This window comes from Gracilibacillus halotolerans (genome assembly GCF_014206945.1).
In the GTDB taxonomy this organism is placed as follows: domain Bacteria; phylum Bacillota; class Bacilli; order Bacillales; family Amphibacillaceae; genus Gracilibacillus; species Gracilibacillus halotolerans.
The window spans coordinates 108,526-135,042 of the sequence record NZ_JACHON010000002.1 but is presented as its reverse complement, the minus strand read 5'-3'; the positions used below and the strand labels follow the sequence as shown (position 1 = coordinate 135,042).

Below are 26,517 nucleotides of genomic sequence, written 5' to 3'. Positions count from 1 at the left end.
GCAATCTGAAAGTTTTATTTGCAAAAATTCACCACATCACGATAAGTTAAGTCCCCTCCAAATATATCGAGAGCACTACCAATCGTAACATGTAGCTTACCAGCAGTTATTTGTTTAAAACGTGCAAGATCCTCTAAAGAACTTACTCCACCTGCATACGTAGTAGGAATCGATACAATGTCTGCTAATCTTGCAACGAGAGCTTCATCCATTCCACCACGTTTTCCTTCAACATCCGCTGCATGGATCAAAAACTCATCACAATAATTTTCAAGCTCTCTTATCGTTTCTTCCTTTATTTCTATATTGCTAAACTTCGTCCACTTATCAGTTACTACAAACCAACTGTCTCCTTTTCGTTTACAGCTTAAATCGATCACTAATTTCTCCTTGCCAATGCGCTCAACTAAACGCTGCAACCTATCCATCATTAATTGGCCATTCTGAAATATATAGGAAGTCACAATCACATGAGAGGCTCCCATTTCTAGAAACTCTTCAGCATTTGCTTCATTGATCCCTCCACCAATTTGTAAGCCACCCGGATAGGCTTGTAGTGCCTGTTTGGCTACCTCTTTATTTCCTTCACCAAGCATAATAACATGTCCGCCTGTAAGTTTATCTTCCTTAAACATCGAGGCATAATATGTACTATCGTGTTTGGACACATAATTTTCTACAACATCATGTCCTTCTTTATTTAATGTTTCTCCAATAATTTGCTTCACTTTCCCTTGATGCAAATCAATACAAGGTCGAAATTGCATGAAGCCACTCCCTCTCCAATGCTTTATCTGTAAGTCCACTAGAATAAAATGCTAACAAAATATCCGAAGAATAAATGACTTTTAGGTAGCTGAGTCAACATATGAGACTCTTTCGGGAAAAACATTAAATATTTTTCGGATTGTTACATACTTTTATCCCAGTTTCTTTATTTACGGATAGCAAATCCACGTGTATACTGCTCTGGCACTTCGATGTCTTGATTTATAGCGTTCGCTGCATTGATCGCCCAATATGGATCACGTAACATCCCTCTTCCAACAGCAACTAAATCAGCATCATTGTTCCCTACAATCGCATTCGCCAGTCCCGCATCCTCTAAACGGCCAACAGCGATGATTGGCGTATCATTCAGCTCCTCTTTAAAAGTACGTGCGAATGGAACCATATATCCTTCGTGTGAACCTGGATTACGACTTGAAGCGATTTTCCCTTCTCCACCTGCACTGACATGGAAAATATCTACACCAGCATTTTTATATTGTTTTGCTAATTCTATACCATCCTTAAGCTCATAGCCATCCTCAACAAATTCCGTAGCGGAGATTCGCATAATTAGCGGCATATCCTCTGGCATTTCAGATTTCACCGCTTTAATTACTTCAACTCCAAAGCGGGATAGTTCGCCATACTCATCGTCCCGTTTGTTCGTATAACTAGAATGGAATTGGTGAATGAGGTAACCATGTGCACCATGTAACTCAATCGCGTCGAACCCTGCCTGCACTGCTAGCTTAGCTGAAGTCCGGAACTTTTCGACCATTTCTTTTACTTCTTCTGTTGTTAACGCACGAGGCTCGTTATAATTTTCATTGAAACGGATTGCTGAAGGAGCCACAGGTGTAGCTGCATCCTCCGCTTTTCTACCAGCATGCGCAATTTGAATAGCAGCCTTTGCACCATTATCATGAATACCGTCAACAATCCTCTTATAAGCAGCGACCTGCTCCTCTGACCATAGACCAAGACAATGATTAGAAATTCGACCGTCTGGTTCAACGTTTGTCATTTCTACAATAATCAATCCTGTTCCGCCGATTGCTCTACTAACATAGTGCGTATAATGCCAATCATTCGGTGTTCCATCCATTTTTGTAACAGAGTACTGACACATTGGTGGCATAACTACTCGATTTTTTAAAGATAAGCTTTTATATGTAAATGGGCTAAATAGTGTATTCACAATCATTCCTCCTAGTAGCATTTTTCTATAACAAGTATAGCAAGTTTTAAGTTAGACTTCACTTCTGTCAACTTATGAAAAGGTGCATTACGAACTTTTGCGTTCCTTCTGCTTCCACGTAAACCATTCCATTAATAGCAAACAAATGATTAACCATGAAGTTGCAATTGCCGCTCCTGCTATGATATCGGTAAAGTAATGAACACCGAGCATAATGCGACTAAGAGCCACCATAACAGCCAATACCGTTAAGAATAGTGTTAATAAAATACGACCAACATGTTTTTTCCCACTTCTCCATACAACATAAGCACAGAACCCATAAAAAGCGATGGCTCCAGTCGTATGTCCACTGGGAAAACTATAGCCGACACCATCAAATTGCGCAAAAATTGCTGGTCTCTCACGTTGAAAAATCATTTTCAATAAGGAGGTGATGGCGCTTATACCAAGCATATTTACAAGCAAGAACATGACAGTCCATCTAGTATATTTATTGGAGAGTATAAAGTATATAGATAAAAAAATCGTAGTAGTTACGAGGAATGGTACGGATCCCAATTCTGTTATCCAAGTGGCAATCAAATGAAAGGATTGTGTATCATCTATCTGCAATATCTCATTCGCAATCTCATCAATGTAAAAGCTCTCCTCTTCCCATACTTCCTCAGCTATTTCAATAAATAGAATACTACTAGATGTAATAATAAGAAGTGATACAATTACTGTAAAAATAACCTTTTTCACGATTACACCTAATTTCTAAACAATGCGATTAATCCACTGTATAATCTATTTCAATTAAATCCCACGGAGTAATAAGCCCAATTGGCCATTGGTTTTCTTCCCCATTCTCATTTACGATAACAGCTTCCAAATCAATTTTTCTACGATGCTTTTCTTCAAATATTTCTTCAATTTCAAATATATTTATATCCTTTTGTACAAATTCAATCGGAGCTTCTTTTATATAAGGGATTAAATCTGCTACTGTCCTGTCCGCAATATTAATTTTACCATCTTGTAACGTGTCCGACATCCATGAAAGTATATGCGTTGTTTTTAGCAATCCCTTATAGTTCTTCTCCTCATAAATTGGATACTGTGAATAGCCATATTTTTGAATGGCTTCTAATACTTCTAAAAGAGATTGAGTAGTCTCAAAAAATTTCACCTCTTTTGTTGCAATCGATAGTCCAGTCATAGGCTTGCCAAATATAGCGGCAATTTTTTCTATATGTTCTACTACCTCTTCATTCGGCTGAGCGATATATAATCCCGGTTCTCTCTTTTCATGTACAATCGCATTTCTTAGCTTACTATATTGTTTCAGGTCATTATAAAAGCGGTCAATTAAATGGTGGCGGGGCTGGCCAACTTTAAGAAGAACCGAAAATCGATCTTCTTCTCCGTCGACCAGTTGCTTTAGTGCATCATGAATAAGATTATAAGCCACCTCAAATCGTTCTGATAAGCTAAAATTTTTCTTTTCGTCGTTCACATGTGTCCCTCCATTAAACAAATGTAACGTGATGAATGAGCAAGTTACTTACCGGCAGACTAGGTATATCATTCATTGAATAAGATAAATCTTGCTCTGGTAACGTGTAACGTATATCATTCACAAAGAAATCCAAAGTCGTTTTTAATATTTCTACTGTCATTTGTTCCCCTGGACAACGATGTCCTTTATCGACTTGGCCTCCGCCTTGGGGAATAAACGCAAACAGATTCTTATCCCAATTCATGAAACGCTCAGGGTTAAATCGGTTCGGCTCCGACCATATGTCTGGATCATGATTGGTACCGTATAAGTCAAGTAACGTTAACGTATCTTTCGGAAAAGTATAACCATTCCATTCGAAATCATTTTTTACTCTTGCAACAACGAATGGAAAAAATGGATAATACCTTCTTACTTCCTCAACAAAAGGTTCAAGCATGTCTGATTTAGCCTCTCCACGTAAAAGGTCAGCTTCATTTGGAAATTCATGAACTGCTAAGATAAGAAAGGTCACATAAACACTTACCGCAGTTATTGGTCTTAACAAATTTAAGAGCTCCACTGCAACGACTTCTTCATCTAGTAGCTCGTTTTCTGCATTTCGTTGCCAAGTAAATCGATGAAATGCACTCTTCGGATCGGCATGGAGATTCCCAGTCCGTAAGTCACGAATTAATTCAAACATCCATTCCTCTGCTTTTTTTCTCGCTCGTCTAGATTGATAATGCCTAATCCCTACATTAGATGCATACTCGTACATCGGTGATAATTCTTCTACCCATTCTTCACTTCGCTCGAATGGAATACCTGTCCATCGTAATGCTGTTCTTGCTAGAACATTCTTAGCAGCTTCGTATACATTGATTTCTTTTAAAGATTGGGTGAACTCCTTCTTCCATTCATCGCGTAAGATGGTTTTCACAGCCATTAGACTTTCCTCGTTCATTAAAAAGAGAAACATTTCCTTCCGTTGGCGATGCTGTATGCCATCAAGCCCCTGTACCCCACCTTCACCAAATAAAGTTTTTTGTAGCCTTTTTGGTGCAGCACCTTTTCGGATAAATTTATCGTTATCATAAAACAACTCAGCTTCCTTCTTACCTACAAGACATATTGCATCTTCAGCAAGCAGTGTCGTTTCAAATACTCGTGATTGGAATCGATTTTCCCGATTTAAAATAAAGTGGTAGCCTTCTTTTAGTAATTGAAGTGTGTGATCGAATCCTTCTTCCCTCGGCATGTTATCGTTACTCATTATAATCCCTCCGAACGATTGGTTTCCATTTTATTGTTCCCTATAAGGAGGAAAGAAAACGTTACGTAAATACGAAGTTTAAAAGCGAAGTATGAAAAATTCCCCAGCTATTCGTCTGGGGAATTATTTCTACTCTAAGCTTCATTCAATTCGGATAGCGATACACTTAGCTTGTTATGTTTATCGTTTAATGGATGAACTGTCGCATAACCAGCAGATTCATCTACATGCTCAATGTATACTTGCTCTCCATTATACGTAACATGTACCATTTCTTCTGCATTTCTAATTTCTTCTGCACGTTTTGGATCCATTTATATCACCCTTTCTTGCTCTCATAGTTTTTCCAGAGAAATATAAAATTATCCCGTTTTTTTGGCCGTTTTTCTCTTTCTTGTCTGCTTTTTTGCTGTTGTTTTTTTCGTTGACTTCTTTAATGACTTTTCTAATGCTTCCATTAAATCCGTCACATTATCCTTCTTCTTCGGTTCTTTACCAGTTGCAACTTCTTTTCCTTGTTTCTTTTGTTCGATTAAGTCTAGTAAGGCACTTCGATATTCATCCTTGTATTTCGTTGGTTCAAATGCAGTGGTTAGCTGGTCGATAAGGAGCTTTGCGGTTTCCAATTCCTTCTCTACCAGTTCCGCCTCTTCCGGGACGTTAGGTACATCCTTATAGTCTCTTACTTCATCAGGCCAATGGATCGTTTCCATTACGAGTGTATTCTCATAAAAGCGTACAACAGCTAAATGTTCCTTTGAACGAATTGTAATTTTTGCTAATCCAATTTTCCCTGTTTCTTTCAATGCTTCTCTTAACAACGTATAAGCTTTCCCACCACCCTCATTAGGTGATAAAAAGTACGTACGATCAAAATAAATAGGATCAATTTCTTTTAAATCGATAAAATCCATTATCTCTACGGACTTTTCTTGTTTTTCATCACGAATTGATTGAAGGTCCTCATCCTCTAAAATGACAAATTTATTAGTTGTATATTCGAACCCTTTTACAATATCATCATTCGTCACTTCTTTATCACAAGCAGGACAAACTTTTTCATATTTAATTGGAGATTGACATTCCTTATGAAGGTTCTTAAGCGGAATGTCTTTATTCTCTGTAGCAGAATGTAGCTTAACGGGTATATTCACCAGTCCAAAGCTAATCGTTCCTTTCCACATTGTGTGCATGTTATCACCTCTAATCGTAGTTTTCTCCAGGCGCAAATAAAAAATACAAAAAAAGCAACAATAAGCTTAAATATATAGAAGATGGAAGATTTATTTAGGAGGAGCTATCAATGTGGAAACCGATGCTTACTGTGTATAATGACCATTTACCTACTGGGAGTGAATGGGTCTATCAAATTAAATATGATGGTTTCCGCTGTGGTTTGGAATGGGAAAAGGATTCTATTCGGCTATGGAGTAGGAACGGTAAGGAACTAACGAAACAATTTCCGGAAATCATAAAGGCATGCGAAAAAGTCAAAGATCAAATAGAATCGTACCTTCCTCTCTTTTTGGATGGAGAGCTTACCGTTTTGCGCACCCCGTTTCAAGCTGAATTTTCTCTAATTCAGAAACGCGGAAGAACGAGAAATACGGAAAAAATTAACCAAGCTGCTAAGGAACGACCTGCAACTTTTATTTGTTTCGACGTCCTTACCTTTAAAGGCAAAGATGCTGTACAGGAGAACTTACAGCAACGGTTATCCTATTTAGATGACATTTTTAGACAAATAGGCAATCATTATGAATTACAGCTGATTACAACCTATAAAAAATTATCTGACATTGAGAAAATCATGGAATTGCATCAAGCAGAAGGAATAATCGCAAAGAACAAAAAAACCTCTTATCTTCGTGGAAAACGTTCCGAAGACTGGACGAAAATGAAATATTATCGGTCTTTTCCAACTTTTATAACTGGCTGGAATGTAGAGAACGATTATTTTGATGTTAGTGTATTTTCTTCAGAAGAAATAATTCCTTGTGGTAAAGTTAAAAATGGTTTTTCAGATAATGAAGAAGAGACATTGACTACCTTTATAAAAAATAATGGGAAGAAAAAAAGAAATGAGTGGACGTTAGATCCAAGTGTCTGTATAGAAATTCATTGTTTAGGGGTAGATAATGGAGAATTACGAGAACCTGTTTTCAGTCAATTTCGTTTTGATTTAAAGCCTGAGGACTGTACAGTAGAGAATGTTAAACTTGGTCTCTCGCAGTTACCAGATGACGTAGAGATAACGAAGCCTGATAAATTATTCTTCCCGGATGTTACGAAGCGTGACTATGTACAATATATACGAACAGTTGCACCGTTTCTATTACCAAGACTGATGAACAAACGCTTAACAACCATCCGATTTCCAGATGGAATTCATGATAAGTCCTTTTATCAAAAACATGTCCCATCTTATGCTCCTGACTTTTTAGAGAGTGTTTCTGATGAAGAAGGGAATTACGATATCGTTTGTAACAATTTGGAGAGTCTATTATGGTTAGCAAACCATAGCGCGATTGAATTTCATGTCCCTTTTCAAACCGTAGAATCAAACCTTCCAGATGAAATGGTTTTTGATTTAGATCCCCCTTCCCTTTCCAAGTTATCAGATGCTATTAAAGCTGCTCAATTGATTAGGAAGATGACGGAGGAAAAAGGATTTCAACCACTTGTCAAAACATCTGGGAGAACGGGATTACAGCTCCATATACCATTAAAGGAGAAGCAAATGACTTTTCAAGAAACAAGGGTGTTTATGGAAGCAGTTTCTCTAGTTTTAACAGAAAATTTCCCAGACTTGTTTACAGTCGAGCGGTTGAAGAAAAACAGAAAAAATCGCCTTTATCTAGATTACGTCCAGCATGCACCTGGGAAAACAATTATTGCTCCTTACTCTTGTCGTGCGACGAAAGAAGCAACAGTTGCTACTCCACTTTTCTGGGAGGAAGTGAATGAAAAATTGAACCCAAAAGCGTTTACAGTTCACACAATCCCAGACCGATTAATCGATAAAGGCTGTCCTTGGTTACAATCTACTTAATTTTCGGTATCAAAATGCGTTAAGAATGCAGTAATAGCACTTTTGTTATCTTTATATTGGTTTAATAGTACATTTTCATCAGACGAATCCAGACTAGAAAATTCTTTAATAACCTTTATTTCGTTATGGATATTTTCCATTTTTTCATCCAAGGCGGCTGCTGACTGAGCTGCCTCCATTAATTCCTTTGATAGTCTTTCAGGAATAGTTTTATCGTACTTATAATAAATTTTATGTTCCAGGCTTGCCCAGAAATCCATTGCGATTGTTCGGATTTGAAGTTCAACTGGAACTTTTTCTTCGCGGTCCGATAAAAATACAGGAACTGTTACAATAAGATGCAGGCTGCGATATCCATTTGGCTTTGGATTTTTAACATAATCCTTAATTTCTAAAACTTCTACATCTTTCTGTCGTGAAATCATTTCACTAATCGTATAAATATCAGATGCAAATGCACATGTAATTCGAATACCTGCAATATCCTGTATGTTCTTTTTAATCGTTTTCAAAGACATATCTAAATTTTTTCGTTGAAGTTTATTTAGAATGCTTTCAGGTGTTTTTAAACGAGAACTAACATGTTCAATAGGACTGTAATCATGTATATACTTAAATTCTTCCTTTAAAATATTAATTTTTGTATTCATTTCGTCTAATGCAAACTTATAGACAACAGAAAACCTTGTTAGTTCATCCCTCATCTTTTTAAACATCACCAGGTTCTCTCTTACTGGTTCAATCATTGCAGACCTACTCCCTTCGTCAATTAAAACAATCTGACATGAACTAAACCCTTTCTAGTATATTGTATCAAAGATTTATGGTTAATTTTTAAATAAATTATGAAAATAGCGTGTAATTTAGAGTAAATAGAACTATTTTTTAAAAAAGTCTTGTATATTTCAATTCGTTTATGTATAATTCATTAAAAATGTAAGCGCTTTATTTTTCGTCGTTCAATCATCATTTAATAAAATTTGCATATCCTATTTTGTAAGCGCTTTATTTAATGAGAGGGGGTGTCGTAGAGTTATTTTTTAAAAATCACAAAAATGAAAACGTTGTTATTTGTAATTATTGGTAATTAATCTTATGTTTTTATCCTATTAACTAAAAGGTGGGGTTTCTATGAAAAAGAGTTGGCTTGTAAGCTTATGTATGGTTTCTATGTTATTTTTCCTAGCTGCATGTGGGTCAAATGAAGAAACAAATAAAACAGATGACAGCAGCGATACAAAAACAGAGACAGATAATGAGCCACAGAAAATCTCCATGATGTTTAACCTTCACGTACCTGAAGTACCAGAACCGCGTTTAGAAGAAATGTTAGAAGAAGCAACGAACACAGATTTAGATATTCGCTGGGTACCTGATAACAACTATGCTGAGACGTTAAATACAGCAATCGCAACAAATGATCTACCTGATGTATTTCTATTAAAAGATGTGACGTTGGACCAACAAAAGCAAGCCGTGCGGGATGACCAATATTGGGAAATCGGGCCCTACTTAGAAGATTTCCCTAATCTAAGTAAGTTAAATCCTGATATTCTAAATAACACGTCGATTGACGGAAAAATATACACGCTGTATGCAGGACGTCCACTTTCTCGTCAAGGTTTAATTTATCGTAAAGACTGGGCAGAGAACTTAGGATTAGAAGCACCTACCAATTTAGATGAATTATATGAAATGATGCGGGCCTTCACAGAAGACGATCCGGATGGCAATGGAAAAGATGACACAATTGGGTTAACGGATCGTCAAATTCTAGGTACATTTGAAAATTTTGCAACATGGCATGGAGCTCCTAATAGATGGGGAGAAAAAGATGGGGAGTTATTGCCACAGTTTATGTTTCCAGAATACAAAGAAGCAATGGACTATTTTAAGAGTCTCTTTGATAATGGCTATATAAATAAAGATGCACCTGTTACAAGTAAAACTGACCAGCAGGCAATGCTTAAAAATGGAACTGCGGGTGTTTATATCGGTACGATGGGTGATGTTCTACCGATGTACGAAGATGCTGTCAACATTAATCCAGATGTAGTGTTCGATGTTCATAATTATATTGAAGGTCCTGATGGAGAATATCGCACACGTGCCATTCCAGGGTACGGAAGTATGCTAATATTCCCGAAAGCATCTGTGGAAACAGAGGAAGAATTATTGGGGATATTAGAGTTCTTTGACTATTTAATGAGCCCAGAAGGTTCTAACTTACTAATGTGGGGTGTGGAAGGTGAACACTATGAAATAATTGATGGTAGAGCGAATGTAATAGAAGAAAATCGAGATGCATTTAACCGTGAAATTCTGCCATATACCCCTCTAGAAATTGGAGAACCTGCGACAAATGGTCGTTATATGGGCTACTACGACTATGAACCACGTACAAAGGCCGATGAGTTGTACGATGATAACGATAATTATCTTGTTCATGATCCGACGGTTGCTCTAGATTCTCCAACTTGGGCAAAAGTCTCTGAAACATTGAATCAAATAATGGAGGATGCCACATATAATTATTTCTTAGGTCAGATTGATGAAGCCGGTTTCGATGCGGCAATTGAGAATTGGTTAAATGCTGGTGGGCAAGATGTCATCGATGAATACAACGAAGCTTGGGAGTCACAGTAACTTTTAATGGAGTAACATTTGTCTTGTTCAACTAACAGGAGGGGTCCTACGTTAACCCCTCCCTTTAAAAATTATAAATCTTTTTTTATAGCGATGTTAGAAACGTCGCTTAACTGACTAATCCCTGAAAGTGCTAACGTTACTTCCGTTTCTTGTATAAGACGTTCCATTACATTACGCACACCTTTTTCACCGTGTACAGCTAATCCATAATAATAAGGTCTACCAATTAGCACAGCCTTTGCACCTAATGCCAATGCTTTGACTGCGTCTATCCCTTGCCGTACTCCACTGTCAAATAATACAGGAATTTTGCCATCCACTGCCTTTATCACTTCTGGCAATGCATCAATGGAGGCAATAACACCGTCCAATTGTCTTCCACCATGATTCGAAACGATTAACCCGTCAACGGAATATTCCAAAGCTAATTTCGCGTCCTCAGGATGAAGGATTCCTTTTATTAAAATAGGTAATTTCGTTCTTTTTTTAAGTTGAGCAATGGCGTCCCATGTTAAGCCTGGATGTTGGATATTATCCAATATCGATTCCAAAATAGTCTCTTCCTCATGATTTTCAAGATTATCTAGAAAGATAGGATCCTCCATGTAATTTCCTTTCCCATAACCTAAAGACAAAGGAGAAAATTTACTCTTCATATCCCCAATTCTCCAACCAGCCATTACCGTATCTACGGTAAGAACGATTGCCTCATAGCCTGCATTTTCCGCTCGCTCCACCATACTAAAGGAAAGCTCTGTATTGTGACTAGACCAATATAATTGAAACCATTTTGGTCCCTTAGGAGCGACATTTGCAATAGCCTCCATAGAATAGCTCGAAACCGTACTTACAATAAAAGGGATATCAAGCGATTCTGCAGCTTTTGCTGTAGCTAACTCTCCTTCACCATTCGCAAGTTTTTGCATTCCAATGGGTGCGAGTAAAAATGGAGTCGTATACTTTTTTCCGAATAGGTGGATGCTCATATCTATTTGACTAACATCGCGAAGCATTCTTGGAATGAGCGCCCATTTTTTAAAGGCGGATTGATTTCGATAATACGTTTCCTCGCTTCCAGCTCCATGATAAACATAGGCAAAAGCTCCTTCTTCCATCGTTTCCTTCGCCTTCTGTTCCCAATCTTCAAACCGGAATGGAAATTCTTCCTGCTGACTAATATCTTGAATTAATTTATCTCTATTTTGCATGTCTCGTTGTCCTTCCTTATTTTCATTGTTATTTAAGGTTACTTATAAAAAGGATATCATACAAGTTTTGAGCACACAGCTATAGGTGAATTTTTTCTATAGAAGCACGTAGAACATCGGATACATAGTGTTCAAGATTGGATTGTGAGATTTAACATGGGATTCATACTACTTAACATTGGATTGTAAGGTTTAACATGAGATTCATACTACTGAATATTGGATTGTGTGATTTAACATGGGATTCACACTACTGAATATTGGATTCTCACATTTTTCTTCAAATGAGATGGTGCCTATCACGCGTCGTTCCATTCTATCTCGAGTCACATACCTCCTATCGCGAGTCGTTTTATTTCATCTTTTTCCGACCTCGCTTATACCTAAAAATGTAAAAAAATAATACATTCTAGGTACACTTGTTTGATTTCTTAGTAAAAATTATTTAAAGTAAGAAAGTAAAAGATTGTCGAAATGCGATAATTTTAAAGGAGGAACGAAGATGTCAGATAAAATCAAACTTGGTATCATTGGTTACGGAAATCTCGGTAAAGGTGCAGTAGAAGCAATTAAGAACACGAACGACATGGAGCTCGTAGCAATCTTTACAAGAAGAGATCCATCTACACTACAAATTAGCGAGCCAGGAATAAAAGCAGCACACATAGACGAAGTAGAAGATTACCAAGATAAAATCGATGTTATGCTGTTATGTGGGGGTTCTGCAACAGATCTTCCGGAACAGACACCTCAATTCGCAAAACTGTTTAATACGGTAGACAGTTATGATACACATGCTAAAATCCCTGAATACTATCAATCTGTAAATGAAGTAGCGGAGAATAGTAATACAACAGCGGTCATTTCTGTTGGGTGGGACCCAGGTCTATTCTCAATTAACCGTGTAATGGCAGAAGCAATTTTACCGAGCGGAGAAAATTACACTTTCTGGGGTAAAGGTTTAAGTCAAGGGCATTCCGATGCTGTTAGACGCGTTAATGGTGTAAAGAATGGCGTTCAATATACAATACCTTCTGAAGATGCCATCGAAAAAGTAAGAAGTGGTAGTAATCCTGAATTATCTACTTCTGAAAAACACAACCGCGTTTGTTATATCGTCCCAGAAGACGGAGCGGACAAGGCAGCTATTGAAAATGAAATTAAAACTATGCCAAACTACTTTGCTGATTATAATACAGAGGTACATTTTATTACAGAAGAAGAGTTAAAGAGAGATCATTCAAAAGCTCCTCACGGCGGATTCGTTATCCGTGGTGGTAATACGGGCGACAATAACCAAATTTATGAATTTTCACTAAAGTTAGATAGTAATCCTGAGTTTACTGCTAGTGTCCTTGTAGCTTACGCTCGTGCTGCACACAGACTAAGTGAGGAAAAACAATTCGGTGCGAAAACAGTCTATGATATTGCACCAGGTTACATCTCTCCTCTTTCTGCAGCAGATTTAAGAAAAAATTATTTATAAAAATAAACGGTTCTATCATACTGATAGAGCCGTTTTTTGTATTACTATGTTACCCTACAACTTCTACTTCCCAATTCTCATTAATATACAGACCAACAATCTCCATTTCTAAACCCCATGTCTGAATAAGTTCAATAGAGTGCTTAATTTTCCCAATCTTTTTTTCACGTGATACTGGATAGCCTGCACAATCATAATGGCCTGCTATTGCTAGAACTTTGGAGCCGTGTTTTTCATAAGAGATTTTCAATTTTTCTTTGATTGCTTCTATTGTCTCATTTGGTCCATAGAGTAAAATTTTGTTTGGCCCAGCTTCTGTAATCATATCAACATAGTCCGCTTTATACGTTTCTTTCAACCATTTAATAACCGGTTCTTGAACACGACCGTCCATACAATTAATTGCTGTTACGAATTTTCCCATATAACCTTCCCCCTAAAAAAATAATACTCTGCTTTATACCCTATTTTCACCACTTAAAACCCGATTATTTAAAATAATTGAAAAATCTTTCGTATGGTTTATAACCCGATAATTCTCATAAAAAAAGACAGCCGGTGTTTGGCTGTCCTCTCCCCCTATTCTTCGTCATCCCCTCTATATCGCCGGTAAGGCAATGGATTCCAAGTGCGGTAATCCAAATCCTCTGATTGTAACACATTCGGAATATCGTCAAACATTTTCTTTGCTACAGTCAACTCTTTACTTGCTTCTTCTTTATCCTGATATAGAAATTCATCAGACGCAGTAGTTGGTGCATTGTTTACTTTTTCTTCTAAGTATTCGACAACCATTGCCTGCTGTTTATGCATGGAAGCATGTGCTTCTGTTATCCAATCAGGCTGTGTGTTACGTAATGTATCCGCAACATAGCTAAATTGGCTAAAAATATCTTTATAAATTTGTGAAGCATTTTCTCGAACATCTAGTATTGCATCCTCTAAATCCTTAATTGTTAATTCTTCAACATCGAGCGGGTTCTCTCTTTTAGCACCACCAATCCGAGAATGTTCCAAGTAGTAAGGAAAGATACTCTTGATTGTTTTACCAACTGGATTAATTGCTTGGTTGTGGTCATCCGTTCCTTTCGGTTGTACACCTTGCATAGCAATTCTAGCTGATTCTGGCCGAACAATTTCCTTCGGAGGTAGTACCCCATACCGTAACAATTCACGAATCCCAGTACCGGAAATGTTAATTCGATATTTCAAATCATGTGGACACGTTAATTCGGTTCCTAAATTATCACATCTCGTACAATAAAATACTTCATGGAACAACCGGACATCCAAACCTAATTCCTCTGGAGTAAATGTATCAAACACATTGTGCGCATCGTACTTACTATAAAAATCACCCACACCAGCATGATCCCTACCAATCAGCGCGTGTGTACATCCATAATTTTTCATAATTAAGGCATGTAATACAGCTTCTCGTGGCCCGGCAAAAATATACGTAACACGAAGGGGAGCTAGAATCGTGCGCTCTTTCGGATAATATTCCTCCAGTACACTTCTGTAGGCTAACACTCTAAATTCATGACGAGTGTATTCCCTCTTTGCCATCTCGACTAATGGCTGAACAAATAATCCGTCTAATTCCTCTAATGCATTTCGATGTATATATTCATGACCTCTATGAAGCGGATTAGCACCAGTAATAAATCCACCTACAGATTTTAACTTTTTCTTTTCGTAAAATAGTTCCCACGTATCTTTTGGTTCCATTCTTATGCTCTCAAATGGTCCCCAATGAACACGTCGTACAAGCTGGATAGGTCCACCTAAAGCTGTTCTTCCCATTCTACGATAAATAGAATCGACACCAGGATGACTCCGATCCGTTGTTCCAAACAAATACTTCGCTCGGAATGCTGGATCATACGCAAAAATATCCTCCAGCTTTAATATGGCTACAGGCTCTTTCGTATCATCTACTAATGCTACTTCGTCACCTACCGATAAATTTTTGATTGTTTCACTATTTTTACTACCAGTTGGTGCAAAGCTAAGTGGAACTGGCCAAACAACTCCGTTAGCTAAACGGCCCTCTGTTAAGACAGATATGTAATCTTCTTCTACCATAAAGCCTTCATTAGGTGAAAGCACTCCTGTTGCAATCATTTCTAGCGTGATGACTGCTTCTAAATCCACCATGATTGTTGGTAGACTACGAGCACGCTCCATCGCTTCTTCTCGGTCTTTACCTGTTAAAACACGATCTACAAGCTTTCCACCATGTGGTTTTTGTGGATAGTTCTCAAAGTTAAGTTTCTTTTTTGACAAAGTTTCCATATCGTTTTTTTCTCCTCTCTTCTCTTGCATTATCTCTCCATCTAATATGATATGTTTTAAATCCTCTGAAGATGTTAGCGCTTTCTTAGAAGTGGAATAAAAAATCCGTTCCCTACAATAATTATCTGTAGTTATACGGAAAGACATGGTACACATTATAAAATGTGAACATTTTGTTACAAGTATAATAATAACATATTTCCTAATAATTTCACTATCTTTTCCATTTTTTAAATGCTAAGAAGAAATATGTCCGAACCATGTATCTTATCTGAGGAAAAATCCATGGTTCGGTTTCTATATGTTACTTTTCTTTCTTTTTCATTTCTGTCAGCTCACGTGATGATTCTGTCTGATATCTTAATGGTTGACGTCTTATCTCGTTATCTGAAGTTAGAATGTTTCGTTCAACATATTTATGGAAAAAGTATTCAAATACTGCTATCCCAATAGAAGTTAATAATGGTGCCAAGAAAAAATCGTTGACTGGAGTCATGCTATTCACCATGAACCAAATAACGATAAGTGCCAAACCAAAATCAGCAAAAGTCGCTACTGTATTATTCGTTCTTCTTAAGAGTAATAAGTCACCCACTAAATATTCAACAATACCAAACGCTAAAGCAATCAATATAATGTCGCCTGTAGTTAAACCTTCAACTCGTCCAAGAAATAACCAGGAAATTAGAAATATTACAGGTAATTTGATAGCTAATGCTTTCAAATGCTTCAATTTTATTCCTCCTTCCTTTATAGGATGGGAAAAGGGCATGTTTTTATAAGAGTAAATGTATGGAAATTGGCAGAAAAGCAGATAGTAAAAAAAGATAGTTATATGTAATAAAATTATTGTGATGTTACATAAACTTATGTTACTATTTAGTTATGTTACATAGTTTGGAGAGAAGTGTATGGAATACGTCGTTCCCATTAAAGATATTCGTAAAATTAACGAGATGAAAAATATACTGAAAAAATCCTCCAAAAGAGACTATTGTTTGTTCGTATTAGGTATTAATACAGGGATAAAGGCACAGGATTTACTAACTCTCAAGGTGAAAGATGTATGGGAGAATGAAAAACCAAAAGAATTTCTAACGATTAAAAATAGAAAATCTGGAGCATTAGTGACTCACTATTTAAATGTCCGGGTACATGAGGCTCTTCATTTATATTTAGATAATGGGAATTTGCTGCCTGAAGATTTCTTGTTTCGTTCGAGACGAGATACTCAACCGATCACTCGACAGCAGGCATACCGTATTATTAATCATGCCGCGAGAGAAGTCGGATTAGACGGTAATATCGGTACGCATACATTAAGGAAGACGTTCGGGTATCATGCTTATCGAAAAGGAGTTGCTATCTCCATCCTCATGTCCTTGTTTCACCACCATTCTAGGTCGGAGACACTTAAATATATTGGCATCACAGAAGAAGAGAAAAATTTAATAAAAGTCGATGTTAATTTATAACTATTAAGAGTTCTAGTTGCTGCATTAAATTTTCGCAAAAAAAACTCCCCTATATATAGGAGAGTTGAACATTATTGGCGATGATCGATATCAAAATTTAACTCGACTTTTTTTAATTCTTGTACGACACCGTCCGTTACTTGAACATGGTACATCTCCTGATCTTTCATAAAACGGAAAATTCCGTTGTCAAAATCCGTACCTTGTTCTTTATAAAAAATACCTTCATAATCAACGGTCGTTGTATGTTTGAAAGTTAATCGATAATGATTTCCTTCTTTTGTTAGATAGGCTCTAGTACCTCTTTGATATTGGCCATTTTCGTCACGGATATAACGGTTGACAGATATGAGGTGCAAATCTACAAAAGGAATATCGTGAAGTAACGTATTAATTAAAGAGCCTTTTGTAATTTGTTCCCATCTACTTTGCGCTGTCTGGCCAAGGATAATTTGAGTAATATGCTTATCTCTCGCAACTTCAGCGATTACTTTAGATACGGGTCTTTTTTCATTATCAATAATTATAAATTCAGCTGATGGATGTTCTTCAGCTAGCTGTTTCCATCTTTCCACATAAAAAGACTTTTCAGCGTCCATCTCATCAAACGGCTTAGCGTCTACCGTTAATATATATAACGGCGATCCTAACAAACCGGCAATTTTACAGCCGCGTTTAATTAATCTTTCACCATTTGGACCATAATGAACACAAACTAAAATACTTTCGGCAAGGCGATCTTTGATGTTTTCCATAGCTTTCACCTCAAAATAAAAGTGTATCTTATTGATTGACTATGTATGACTATAACCCAAGCTATCTAAACAGTCAATTCCAAGAATAAAATCATTATACTGAAAAGTAGATTGCTACACAAGGAGTGAACGTATTGAGTTTTTTGCATTTTATCGTATTAATGCCATTTTTGGCAACTATCCTCATTCCTTTTCTATATAAAAAGTGGGGTCATCGAATTCACACAGGTTGGTTCGTTGTATTCGTACCATTGACTATTTTTATTAGTCTCTTACTATATCTCCCAGAAATATCAAATGGAAATTTCATTGCAACTTCCATGCCATGGATTCCATCGTTAGGTATTAATCTTGACATTTATTTAGATGGATTGGCATTAATGTTTGCTTTAATCATTAGCGGGATAGGGGTTCTCGTTGTTATCTATTCCATTTTTTATATGTCAAAGGAGCGAGAAGCGCTTCATAATTTTTATATTTATTTACTATTATTTATGGGTGCTATGTTAGGACTTGTTATTTCTGATAATGTCCTTGCATTATATACGGTTTGGGAACTTACTAGCATTTCATCCTTCTTGCTTATTGCTTACTGGTATGAAAGAAAAAAATCTCGTGCAGGTGCTTTAAAAGCGATGCTTATCACCGTTTTTGGTGGTCTTATGATGCTCGCTGGTTTAATTATGCTCGCAATGATCTCTGATACGTATAGTATTCGTGAAATGATAGCATCTGTCAATGTGATTCAGGACAGTTATTTATTTATACCGGCGATGATACTTCTGTTACTCGGTGCTTTTACGAAATCGGCACAGTTTCCATTTAGTATATGGTTACCCGATGCAATGGAGGCACCTACTCCAATCAGCGCTTACTTACACTCTGCGACTATGGTAAAGGCTGGTATCTATTTAGTTGCTAGAATGACTCCAATATTTGGAGGACACTCCTTATGGTTTTGGTTAGTTGCGGGAATCGGTTTACTTACCTTATTATATGGGTCGCTTCGAGCTGTGAGACAAACCGACTTAAAAGCACTCTTAGCCTTCTCGACGATCAGTCAGCTCGGATTAATTATGAGTCTTTTAGGTGTGGGATCCGCTGCCTATTATTTTAGTGGTGGTGAGCAACAAGAGCTTTATGCACTTGCACTATTCGCTGCACTCTTTCATCTATTTAATCACTCAACCTTTAAAGGTGCTTTATTCATGGTCGTCGGTATTATTGACCTTGAATCTGGTACCCGCGATATAAGGCGATTGGGTGGCTTAATGGCAATCATGCCTGTTACCTTTACGATTGCTGTCATTGGTAGTTTATCCATGGCTGGTTTGCCGCCTTTCAATGGGTTTTTAAGTAAAGAAATGTTTTTTACTGGGATGTTACAAGCTGCTGAAGTTAATATGTTCACTTTAGAAGGGTTTACTATCCTATTCCCGATTATTGCATGGGTAGCAAGTGTGTTTACATTTATCTATTGCTTTATCCTATTATTTAAACCATTCTTTGGTTCCTTAAGGTTGGATCAATTACCTAAAAAGAAAGTACGAGAAGCGCCATTGGGAATGCTTGTACCACCTTCCATATTGGCGATCCTAGTAGTTGTAATTTTCTTTTTACCAAACGTTCTTTCAGATTCCCTATTAAAGCCGGCACTTTTATCCATAGGACCATTCACTTCATTAAATGAAATTCCATTTGAGATAACAGCATGGCATGGATGGAACACAGAAATCTATATGACCATTGGTGTTATCGTTGTTGGACTTTTATTATTCTTTATGGTGAAGAATTGGAATTCGATTCTCCGTATTTATCCTGATAACCTTTCATTAAATTCTTTGTACAATTCAGGTATTGAGAAAATGGAGAGCTCGTCATCTTCCTTCACTAACTTTTATATGACTGGTTCCATTCGCCACTATATTATGTATATCTTAATTGCTTTCGTTGGGATTTTAGCAACAGCTGTAATATCTCTCGATTCTGTGAGCTTCAATCTGAATTTTAAGGCTAATGTCAGTATATATGATGTTAGTATTCTAGCTGCAATGGTAGTAGCAGCATTTATGACACTACTGACTAAAAACCGAATAACTGCAATTGTTTCACTAGGTGCTGTCGGTTATCTAATGGTGATGGTATATGTTATATTCCGTGCGCCAGATCTTGCCTTAACTCAGATGGTAGTAGAAACTGCAACAACTGTATTATTTCTACTTTGCTTTTACCATCTACCGAAGTTTGGAAAACGGATAGAGAAGCTGCCGTTTAAGCTGACGAACTTTCTTGTAGCGATCAGTGTGGGGCTAACTTTCACAGTTCTCACATTAATTGCTACGAACCATAAACTTTATCATTCCATTTCTAGCTACTTCGAGAATGCTTATGAGTTAGCAGGTGCTAAAAACATTGTAAATGCGATACTTGTTGATTTCAGAGGCTTTGATACAATGATGGAAATCGCCGTTCTACTCATTGCTGGACTTGGAGTGTTTACACTAATCAAACTGCGTTCAAAGGATGGGGATAACAATGAAACCAAATGATGTCATACTTCACACCGTAACAAAACTAGCTTCCGTCATCATTTTTGCTTTCTCCATCCATCTGTTTATGGCTGGACACCATCAGCCTGGTGGCGGGTTTATCGGGGGCTTAACAACAACTGCAGGAATTATTTTGCTATTCCTAGCATTTGACATCGAAACAATTAGAAAGAACCTCCCAATCGACTATAAAATGCTGGCTGCACTTGGTGTTTTAATTTCCGTATTGACTGGAGTGGGTGGTCTCGTTTTAGGGGAGGCTTTTTTGGAACAAATGTTTGATTACATTGATGTTCCCTTATTTGGAAATGTTGAGCTCGCAACAGCCGTACTATTTGATATCGGTGTTGCATTTGCTGTTATTGGAACATCGGTATCCATCATCTTAAGTATAAGTGAGGATGACTTGTAATGGAGACACTAGTTGCAATTGTAATAGGTATCCTATTCACTATTGGTACCTACTTAATATTATCGAATCAAATGCTGCGGATTATATTAGGCCTTTCCATTTTAAGCCATGCAGTTAACTTAATGATTATTACAATGGGAGGATTAAAACAAGGAGGTCCCCCATTACTTGCTGAGAATACAACAAGGTTTACCGATCCGGTTCCTCAAGCCTTAATATTAACGGCAATCGTTATTAATTTTGCGGTTACAGCCTTTTTACTCGTATTAAGCTATCGGACGTATAAGATGCATGGTACAGATAACATGGATGAATTAAGGGGAAATAGACATGGATAAAATAATTATTTTACCAGTTATTTTGCCGTTAATAGCTGGCTTAGTTTTCATATTATTACGGTCCTATATAAAAGTTCAACGTATATTAAGCGTTGTGACGCTAGTTGCGGTTATGATTACATCTATCTTTATGATGGTGCATATTAACCAGCATGGCATTTTAACCATGCAACTCGGAAACTGGCAAGCACCTTTTGGTATTGGAATTGTTGCAGATATGTTTTCTACTTTATTAGTCTTAACCACAAGTATTGTCGCGATTTGTTGTGTTATATTTGCATTTAAAACAATTGAAAAAGAAAGAGAAGAACACTATTTTTATGCGTTATTCTTATTCCTTATCTCAGGTGTAATAGGATCGTTTCTAACAGGAGATTTGTTCAATTTATATGTATTTTTTGAAGTTCTGTTGCTCGCTTCCTATGTGCTAGTTACATTAGGTGGCAAGAAAGTTCAATTAAGAGAAGCTATGAAATATGTGATTATCAATATTCTATCTTCGATTTTATTCTTAGTTGGTATTGCGTATATGTACTCTATTACTGGTACATTAAGTTTTGCTCACATTTCTGTGCGCATCGCAGAAGCTGGTCAAGATGGTTTCATCACAACGGTTGCTATATTGTTCTTACTTGTATTCGCAGTAAAAGCTGGTTTATTTCTATTTTATTGGTTACCAGGTTCCTATAGTGTTCCACCGACTGCCGTCTCTGCTGTATTTGCAGCACTTCTTACGAAGGTTGGAATCTATGCGATTATTCGTATGTTTACGTTGATATTCTATCATGAGCCAGAAATAACTCATGTTTTTATCGGAGTTTTAGCTGCTTTAACGATGATTCTTGGTGGAATTGGAGCCATTGGTTATTGGGAAATAGAAAAAATACTAACATATAACGTTGTCATCGGAACTGGTTTTATATTAGCTGGTTTAGCTGCATTCACGCATAACGGTTTACTCGGTGCGACCTATTATTTAATCCACGATATGATAATCAAAGCACTAATCTTCCTAATCGGTGGTGTCATTGTCTATTTAACAGGAACAAACAATTTAAAAGAAATGAGTGGGTTAATTCGAACACATCCATATTTAGGCTGGATGTTCTTTATTGCTGCTCTCTCTTTAATTGGAATTCCCCCGCTAAGTGGATTTATTGGAAAAGTATTTATTACAAGAGGAACGTTTGAAGCTGATTTATTCTGGTTAGGTATCATCGGCTTACTTGCAAGTTTGTTAATTCTCTATTCCATAATGAAAGTGTTTATGAATGCTTTTTGGGGAGAAACTCTCCTAAGTGAAGAAGAAGAATACGGATCAACAAAAGGGGTTATGGTTGCAATCTCGATATTAACTTTTATAACGATAGCTCTAGGAATTGGGCCAGAATTTATTCAACCTTATGTAGACACAGCAGTAGAAGCGTTGATGAATCCCCAACTATATATTGATGCTGTCTTTGGAGGAAACGACATTCCATAACTTTCTTGAATGATTTATTGTAATCTATATAGTTAATAAAAGTGTTACATGCACTACCCTAGTACATTTTAAACATTTTTAAGAAAGGAAGTGCAGAAGTCATGCCATTTCAAATCTTAGTTAATATATTACTTGCATTCCTTTGGATTTTCTTCCAAGACAACTGGAGCTTCTTAACTTTTCTAGAAGGTTATATTATCGGGATATTCATTTTATTATTTACTCGACGCTTTTTTAAAGCACCTTTTTACTTGCTGTTTGTGTACGCCGCCTTTAAGCTTGTCTATGTTTTTGTACGCGAACTAATATCCTCAGCGATCACGGTAATACGCCAGGTTTTACGTCCAAAAATTAATATAACACCAGGTATATTCCGAATTGATACAGACTTAAAAGGAGATGTTGAAATTACGTTACTCTCCTTATTAATTTGTTTAACTCCGGGATCTGTCGTTATGGAAGTGACACCTGATGATAAAAGTCTTTATGTTCATGCCATGGACATACCTGACTCTAAGAATTCTGTGTTGAAATCGCAAAAAATCTTTGAGCGTGCTATAAAGGATGTGACAAGGAAGTATGTTTGATACATTAATGATCTTATCTCTAACAATCCTTACAGTAGCGATTCTCCTTAATCTATTTCGACTTGTACGTGGACCTTCCAATGCAGATCGCGTGCAAGCACTGGATGCCATTGGCATTAATTTAATTTCAGGTATAGCAATTTTCTCAGTGTTTCTCCATACGCACGCTTTTTTTGAGTTAATTTTGTTAATTGGTATATTATCCTTTATCGGAACCATCGCATTTGCACGATTTATTGAAAGGGGTTATGCTATTGAGCGCAAGCGCTGAAGTTATTGCAGGTATATTTATATTTGTTGGGACAATTATAAGTTTAATTAGTGCGATTGGATTAGTGCGCTTACCAGACGTTTATACACGTTCTCATGCAGGATCGAAAAGCTCTACCTTAGGAGTGTTGTCTGTTTTAGTAGGGACATTATTATACTTTGTTATATCAGAAGGATATTTTAGTATACGTCTCATTTTAGGTATAGTCTTTGTTTTCCTAACTGCCCCTGTCGCAGCCCACGTTATTTGCCGAGCTGCTTATCGATCGAATGTTCCATTAACGGAAACAAGTGCAGAAGACCAGCTAAAAGACTATTTTGAGCAACAAAGTAAAGAAGTGAATGAATAAATCGGAACTCAGGCATTCAATTAAGATTCCTATAGTTAGTATTACTAGCTTATCGGATTCCATTGAATGCTTTTTTTATTATGTAAGCTTGTTTCTTAATATCTATCCCATTCTCTTTTCACTTAAATATTGGATACATAGTTATGCGAAACACGGGTGAAAATAACGACAAGAAAGCGAGGTGAAATCGTGAAATTAAAAACACTACTACTAACATTGGTGTTGACGCTATTACTAGTACCTGTTACAGTTTCGGCACAAGACAAATATACGGTTAAAAGTGGCGACAGTATGTGGAAAATTGCGGTTAGATATCAGATAGGAGTACAAGAAATAATTAACGCAAATCCCCAAGTTAATAATCCTAATTTAATCTATCCTAATCAAGTTTTAAACATTCCGAATATTGATGAGCTAAAAGCCATCGAGAGAGAAGTTATCCGGCTTGTTAATATAGAAAGACAAAAGAATGGCTTACCTGCGTTAAAAGAGCACTGGGAGCTATCACGAGTTGCACGCCATAAAAGTAATGATATGAGTAATAAGGGATATTTTAGTCATACATCACCTACTTATGGAAGTCCTTTTGATATGATCCGCTCGTACGGAATACAGTATCGAAGTGCTGCAGAAAATATAGCACAGGGACAAAGATCCGCACAGCAAGTTGTTAACTCTTGGTTAAATAGTTCTGGCCACAGACAAAATATTATGAATAGAAACTTTACACACATAGGTGTTGGATTAGACAAGAATGGTTATTATTGGACACAAATGTTTATCGCTCAATAGTAAAGATTGGGGAGGATATACCTCTCCTCTTTTCTACCATTCTTTCTCAAATTGTCTCGTGCTTCGTAGTGTATTTGTATAGACTGGCATAAGATCCTTCTCTACCATTCTATTAATACATATGTTAAATTGTAACTATGTTTATAACATTTAACATATTAGGGTGATTGAGTATCAATCAATGGCTTTCCCTTACATTTGTATGAATAACTAAAATGAATGTATATACTTGCGTCATTTGGTAGTTGGTCTATATTAGGTATTATATTCTTTTCATTATTAATGATTTCATTATTAGTATTTATTTGGATGCTATTAAAAAATATTAGAGATTGAGATAGTTAAAAATATTTGTGTTAGCACTTCAATTGGCAGTTATATTAAGCTAGAAGATAATCGAGGCTAACTCTCAATAGTCAACTTTATCCTAAATTTTGCAGATGATAAATAAGCTTGATGAAAACCTAATGTCTACGGTTATCATCAAGCTTTTCTTTTTATTAATACTTTTTATTTACCACTTTATGATTCATCAGGTTAACAGGAATTAGGATACTTCTTCAATAATCCAGGTTACCCTTACGCAAATTCATAGATTCCCATTTAATTGCTTTTATCCTCTTCGATGGTCTCTACACTCTCTATCTTCGCATGTTGCACAATGGATTGAAAATCATTGCCTGATGGATTTTGGAATACATGTAATCCAAATTCGTCAGCTACTGCAAATAAATGATCAAATATATCTGACTGGATGGACTCATATACCGCCCATCTAATATCGTTCGTAAACGCATAGATTTCTAGTGGCAGTCCATGGTCTGTTGATGGAAGCTGACGAACCATCAGTGTAAGTTGTTGATGGATTCCTGGGTGATGCTTCAAGTATTGATGTATGTACTCTCTAAATACACCGATATTCGTTAATGCTCGTCCATTTACTTTACTATTACGATCGATTTCTTGTGCTTGATTATACTCTTGTATTTCCTGTTCTCTATTAATAATATAATCCTTTAACACATGAATCTTTTTGAAGTTTTCTATCATTTCAGGTGTACAAAATTGAATGGTATTACTATCGATATAAATAGATCTTTTTATACGACGACCACCTGCTGATTGCATCCCACGCCAATTCTTAAATGATTCTGAAATTAAAGCATAACTCGGTATCGTTGTTATCGTTTTATCCCAATTTTGTACCTTCACGGTAACTAGTGAGATATCGATAATATCACCATCAGCATCGTATTTCGGCATTTCAATCCAATCACCAACTCGTACCATATCATTAGATGTAAGTTGAATACCTGCCACAAGACCAAGAAGGGAATCTCGAAATACAAGCATAAATACTGCAGACAACGCACCGATACCACTTAGTAAGATTAAAGGGCTTTCGCCTATTAAGTTAGCAATAATTAAGATAATACCTATCACGATGAACGCAATGTTGAGTACTTGTAAGTATCCTTTAATTGGACGTGTTTTTGATATTTCATGCGTCTGATAAATATCATTCACTGCGGCTAGAAAGCTATTTATGACTAGTAAGCTTACGATAATCAAATAGACGATGGAACCTCTTTGAATCAATACTTCAAAGGATGGAAAAGCTGATGCAAAATGATAAATAATCACTGCTGGTACGATATGAGATAATTTTTGAAAGACTTTTCGTTCTAGGAACACATTATCCCATTTAACTTTATTGTTTTTTACAATATGAGTAATAATTCGAATAACTACTTTTTTCGTAATGAAATTGGCAATAATACAGAATATCGCTAATAATATTATTTCTGTTAAAACAGATAATATAGTCGTAACAGTAGGTGTTAAATCAAATTTTCCATAAAATTCTTTTATAAAATTCATAGTTCCTCTTCCTTTATGACATTCTCTTTATGAGCTTAACCCAAGTTATTTTATGTACTGGATATTACTTCTATTACTAAAAAGTCTAACAGTTATTAGTATAACATTGCAGTCTATTCATCTAAAATGATATGACATCCTAAGCGATGGTTTCGTTTAATGATAGGGTATGATTCATAAAGGAATGTGGCTTTGTCAAAAAAA

The 26,517-nt window shown here is 36.5% G+C and carries 26 protein-coding genes; 12 read left to right on the top strand and 14 right to left on the bottom strand.

The features are described 5' to 3' along the window. Nucleotides 1-14: 14 nt before the first annotated feature. The 7 genes from hisA to ku all read right to left on the bottom strand — a co-directional run bounded on the left by hisA (nt 15) and on the right by ku (nt 5,921). Nucleotides 15-767 carry a phosphoribosylformimino-5-aminoimidazole carboxamide ribotide isomerase gene (gene hisA / locus GGQ92_RS04520; RefSeq protein ID WP_184245050.1) on the bottom strand — a complete coding sequence of 251 codons (753 nt, stop codon included), beginning with the start codon at nt 765-767 and terminating at the stop codon, nt 15-17. Nucleotides 768-934: 167 nt separating this feature from the next. Beyond that, nucleotides 935-1,969, bottom strand: a complete 1,035-nt coding sequence (locus GGQ92_RS04515) for an oxidoreductase (RefSeq protein WP_184245048.1) — start codon at nt 1,967-1,969, stop codon at nt 935-937. An 87-nt stretch (nt 1,970-2,056) separates the two neighbouring features. Continuing rightward, nucleotides 2,057-2,716, bottom strand: coding sequence for a phosphatase PAP2 family protein (locus GGQ92_RS16575; RefSeq protein ID WP_184245046.1), 660 nt, complete (start codon nt 2,714-2,716; stop codon nt 2,057-2,059). A 28-nt stretch (nt 2,717-2,744) separates the two neighbouring features. Next, entirely contained in the window at nt 2,745-3,470 is a 726-nt protein-coding gene (locus GGQ92_RS16570) for a CBS domain-containing protein (protein WP_184245044.1), read from the bottom strand. Between the two features lie 13 nt (nt 3,471-3,483). Next, complete coding sequence (locus tag GGQ92_RS04500; protein ID WP_184245042.1) at nt 3,484-4,728, bottom strand: cytochrome P450; 1,245 nt, start codon at nt 4,726-4,728, stop codon at nt 3,484-3,486. 134 nt (nt 4,729-4,862) lie between these two features. Further along, nucleotides 4,863-5,042: an H-type small acid-soluble spore protein gene (locus GGQ92_RS04495; protein WP_184245040.1), complete on the bottom strand. Its 180-nt coding sequence runs from the start codon at nt 5,040-5,042 to the stop codon at nt 4,863-4,865. A 48-nt stretch (nt 5,043-5,090) separates the two neighbouring features. Further along, on the bottom strand, nt 5,091-5,921 hold the full coding sequence (gene ku, locus GGQ92_RS04490) for a non-homologous end joining protein Ku (RefSeq protein ID WP_184245038.1): 831 nt from the start codon (nt 5,919-5,921) through the stop codon (nt 5,091-5,093). Between the two features lie 110 nt (nt 5,922-6,031). Here ku and ligD point away from each other — a divergent pair, with 110 nt between their 5' ends. Continuing rightward, complete coding sequence (ligD, locus tag GGQ92_RS04485; RefSeq protein ID WP_184245036.1) at nt 6,032-7,780, top strand: DNA ligase D; 1,749 nt, start codon at nt 6,032-6,034, stop codon at nt 7,778-7,780. Here ligD and GGQ92_RS04480 read toward each other — a convergent pair. Further along, nucleotides 7,777-8,526 (bottom strand): GTP pyrophosphokinase, encoded by a 750-nt coding sequence (locus GGQ92_RS04480; protein ID WP_184245034.1) that lies wholly within the window; start codon nt 8,524-8,526, stop codon nt 7,777-7,779. The two genes, ligD and GGQ92_RS04480, sit on opposite strands and share 4 nt — an antisense overlap. Nucleotides 8,527-8,911: 385 nt before the next feature. Here GGQ92_RS04480 and GGQ92_RS04475 point away from each other — a divergent pair, with 385 nt between their 5' ends. Beyond that, nucleotides 8,912-10,426 carry an extracellular solute-binding protein gene (locus GGQ92_RS04475; RefSeq protein WP_184245032.1) on the top strand — a complete coding sequence of 505 codons (1,515 nt, stop codon included), beginning with the start codon at nt 8,912-8,914 and terminating at the stop codon, nt 10,424-10,426. Between the two features lie 71 nt (nt 10,427-10,497). Here the strand turns inward: GGQ92_RS04475 and GGQ92_RS04470 are convergent, their stop codons facing one another. Next, nucleotides 10,498-11,637 (bottom strand): alpha-hydroxy-acid oxidizing protein, encoded by a 1,140-nt coding sequence (locus tag GGQ92_RS04470; protein ID WP_184245030.1) that lies wholly within the window; start codon nt 11,635-11,637, stop codon nt 10,498-10,500. Between the two features lie 502 nt (nt 11,638-12,139). Here GGQ92_RS04470 and GGQ92_RS04465 point away from each other — a divergent pair. Continuing rightward, nucleotides 12,140-13,123, top strand: a complete 984-nt coding sequence (locus tag GGQ92_RS04465) for a diaminopimelate dehydrogenase (RefSeq protein ID WP_184245028.1) — start codon at nt 12,140-12,142, stop codon at nt 13,121-13,123. A 49-nt stretch (nt 13,124-13,172) separates the two neighbouring features. On the opposite strand, the gene GGQ92_RS04460 is transcribed toward GGQ92_RS04465, so the two are convergent. The 3 genes from GGQ92_RS04460 to GGQ92_RS04450 all read right to left on the bottom strand — a co-directional run bounded on the left by GGQ92_RS04460 (nt 13,173) and on the right by GGQ92_RS04450 (nt 16,154). Continuing rightward, on the bottom strand, nt 13,173-13,547 hold the full coding sequence (locus GGQ92_RS04460) for a carbonic anhydrase (RefSeq protein ID WP_184245026.1): 375 nt from the start codon (nt 13,545-13,547) through the stop codon (nt 13,173-13,175). A gap of 155 nt (nt 13,548-13,702) precedes the next feature. Then, entirely contained in the window at nt 13,703-15,421 is a 1,719-nt protein-coding gene (locus GGQ92_RS04455; RefSeq protein WP_184245024.1) for a sulfate adenylyltransferase, read from the bottom strand. Nucleotides 15,422-15,725: 304 nt separating this feature from the next. Further along, entirely contained in the window at nt 15,726-16,154 is a 429-nt protein-coding gene (locus GGQ92_RS04450) for a YndM family protein (RefSeq protein WP_184245022.1), read from the bottom strand. Between the two features lie 178 nt (nt 16,155-16,332). Between GGQ92_RS04450 and GGQ92_RS04445 the strand changes: the two genes are divergently transcribed. Next, nucleotides 16,333-16,896 (top strand): tyrosine-type recombinase/integrase, encoded by a 564-nt coding sequence (locus tag GGQ92_RS04445; protein ID WP_184245020.1) that lies wholly within the window; start codon nt 16,333-16,335, stop codon nt 16,894-16,896. A gap of 71 nt (nt 16,897-16,967) precedes the next feature. On the opposite strand, the gene GGQ92_RS04440 is transcribed toward GGQ92_RS04445, so the two are convergent. Then, a complete protein-coding gene (locus GGQ92_RS04440; RefSeq protein WP_184245017.1) occupies nt 16,968-17,651 on the bottom strand; it encodes a universal stress protein in 684 nt (227 codons plus the stop codon). Between the two features lie 134 nt (nt 17,652-17,785). Here GGQ92_RS04440 and GGQ92_RS04435 point away from each other — a divergent pair, with 134 nt between their 5' ends. From GGQ92_RS04435 to safA, 8 genes are all read left to right on the top strand, one after another. Continuing rightward, the gene (locus tag GGQ92_RS04435; protein ID WP_184245015.1) at nt 17,786-20,200 is read left to right on the top strand and encodes a Na+/H+ antiporter subunit A; all 2,415 of its coding nucleotides are present in this window, start codon (nt 17,786-17,788) and stop codon (nt 20,198-20,200) included. Then, on the top strand, nt 20,187-20,612 hold the full coding sequence (locus GGQ92_RS04430) for a Na(+)/H(+) antiporter subunit B (protein ID WP_184245013.1): 426 nt from the start codon (nt 20,187-20,189) through the stop codon (nt 20,610-20,612). The genes GGQ92_RS04435 and GGQ92_RS04430 overlap by 14 nt, the downstream gene beginning before the upstream one ends. Then, nucleotides 20,612-20,950: a Na(+)/H(+) antiporter subunit C gene (locus tag GGQ92_RS04425; protein ID WP_184245011.1), complete on the top strand. Its 339-nt coding sequence runs from the start codon at nt 20,612-20,614 to the stop codon at nt 20,948-20,950. Before GGQ92_RS04430 ends, GGQ92_RS04425 begins: the two co-directional genes overlap by 1 nt. After that, nucleotides 20,943-22,433, top strand: coding sequence for a Na+/H+ antiporter subunit D (locus GGQ92_RS04420; RefSeq protein WP_184245009.1), 1,491 nt, complete (start codon nt 20,943-20,945; stop codon nt 22,431-22,433). Before GGQ92_RS04425 ends, GGQ92_RS04420 begins: the two co-directional genes overlap by 8 nt. A 101-nt stretch (nt 22,434-22,534) precedes the next feature. Then, nucleotides 22,535-23,020 carry a Na+/H+ antiporter subunit E gene (locus tag GGQ92_RS04415; RefSeq protein WP_184245007.1) on the top strand — a complete coding sequence of 162 codons (486 nt, stop codon included), beginning with the start codon at nt 22,535-22,537 and terminating at the stop codon, nt 23,018-23,020. Continuing rightward, entirely contained in the window at nt 23,013-23,291 is a 279-nt protein-coding gene (locus GGQ92_RS04410; protein ID WP_184245005.1) for a Na(+)/H(+) antiporter subunit F1, read from the top strand. The genes GGQ92_RS04415 and GGQ92_RS04410 overlap by 8 nt, the downstream gene beginning before the upstream one ends. Then, entirely contained in the window at nt 23,269-23,640 is a 372-nt protein-coding gene (locus GGQ92_RS04405; protein WP_184245003.1) for a Na+/H+ antiporter subunit G, read from the top strand. The genes GGQ92_RS04410 and GGQ92_RS04405 overlap by 23 nt, the downstream gene beginning before the upstream one ends. A 189-nt stretch (nt 23,641-23,829) precedes the next feature. Next, nucleotides 23,830-24,432, top strand: coding sequence for a SafA/ExsA family spore coat assembly protein (gene safA / locus GGQ92_RS04400; protein WP_184245001.1), 603 nt, complete (start codon nt 23,830-23,832; stop codon nt 24,430-24,432). Between the two features lie 603 nt (nt 24,433-25,035). Here safA and GGQ92_RS04395 read toward each other — a convergent pair. Continuing rightward, complete coding sequence (locus GGQ92_RS04395) at nt 25,036-26,313, bottom strand: mechanosensitive ion channel family protein (RefSeq protein WP_184244999.1); 1,278 nt, start codon at nt 26,311-26,313, stop codon at nt 25,036-25,038. Nucleotides 26,314-26,517: the final 204 nt, after the last annotated feature.

Bases quoted from the DNA above. Each gene is read 5' to 3' on its own strand.
- hisA (WP_184245050.1), bottom strand. From the start codon at position 767: ATGCAATTTCGACCTTGTATTGATTTGCATCAAGGGAAAGTGAAGCAA.
- GGQ92_RS04500 (WP_184245042.1), bottom strand. From the start codon at position 4,728: ATGAGTAACGATAACATGCCGAGGGAAGAAGGATTCGATCACACACTT.
- GGQ92_RS04495 (WP_184245040.1), bottom strand. From the start codon at position 5,042: ATGGATCCAAAACGTGCAGAAGAAATTAGAAATGCAGAAGAAATGGTA.
- ku (WP_184245038.1), bottom strand. From the start codon at position 5,921: ATGCACACAATGTGGAAAGGAACGATTAGCTTTGGACTGGTGAATATA.
- ligD (WP_184245036.1), top strand. From the start codon at position 6,032: ATGTGGAAACCGATGCTTACTGTGTATAATGACCATTTACCTACTGGG.
- GGQ92_RS04480 (WP_184245034.1), bottom strand. From the start codon at position 8,526: ATGATTGAACCAGTAAGAGAGAACCTGGTGATGTTTAAAAAGATGAGG.
- GGQ92_RS04475 (WP_184245032.1), top strand. From the start codon at position 8,912: ATGAAAAAGAGTTGGCTTGTAAGCTTATGTATGGTTTCTATGTTATTT.
- GGQ92_RS04470 (WP_184245030.1), bottom strand. From the start codon at position 11,637: ATGCAAAATAGAGATAAATTAATTCAAGATATTAGTCAGCAGGAAGAA.
- GGQ92_RS04465 (WP_184245028.1), top strand. From the start codon at position 12,140: ATGTCAGATAAAATCAAACTTGGTATCATTGGTTACGGAAATCTCGGT.
- GGQ92_RS04460 (WP_184245026.1), bottom strand. From the start codon at position 13,547: ATGGGAAAATTCGTAACAGCAATTAATTGTATGGACGGTCGTGTTCAA.
- GGQ92_RS04455 (WP_184245024.1), bottom strand. From the start codon at position 15,421: ATGGAAACTTTGTCAAAAAAGAAACTTAACTTTGAGAACTATCCACAA.
- GGQ92_RS04445 (WP_184245020.1), top strand. From the start codon at position 16,333: ATGGAATACGTCGTTCCCATTAAAGATATTCGTAAAATTAACGAGATG.
- GGQ92_RS04440 (WP_184245017.1), bottom strand. From the start codon at position 17,651: ATGGAAAACATCAAAGATCGCCTTGCCGAAAGTATTTTAGTTTGTGTT.
- GGQ92_RS04430 (WP_184245013.1), top strand. From the start codon at position 20,187: ATGAAACCAAATGATGTCATACTTCACACCGTAACAAAACTAGCTTCC.
- GGQ92_RS04425 (WP_184245011.1), top strand. From the start codon at position 20,612: ATGGAGACACTAGTTGCAATTGTAATAGGTATCCTATTCACTATTGGT.
- GGQ92_RS04420 (WP_184245009.1), top strand. From the start codon at position 20,943: ATGGATAAAATAATTATTTTACCAGTTATTTTGCCGTTAATAGCTGGC.
- GGQ92_RS04415 (WP_184245007.1), top strand. From the start codon at position 22,535: ATGCCATTTCAAATCTTAGTTAATATATTACTTGCATTCCTTTGGATT.
- GGQ92_RS04410 (WP_184245005.1), top strand. From the start codon at position 23,013: ATGTTTGATACATTAATGATCTTATCTCTAACAATCCTTACAGTAGCG.
- GGQ92_RS04405 (WP_184245003.1), top strand. From the start codon at position 23,269: ATGCTATTGAGCGCAAGCGCTGAAGTTATTGCAGGTATATTTATATTT.
- GGQ92_RS04395 (WP_184244999.1), bottom strand. From the start codon at position 26,313: ATGAATTTTATAAAAGAATTTTATGGAAAATTTGATTTAACACCTACT.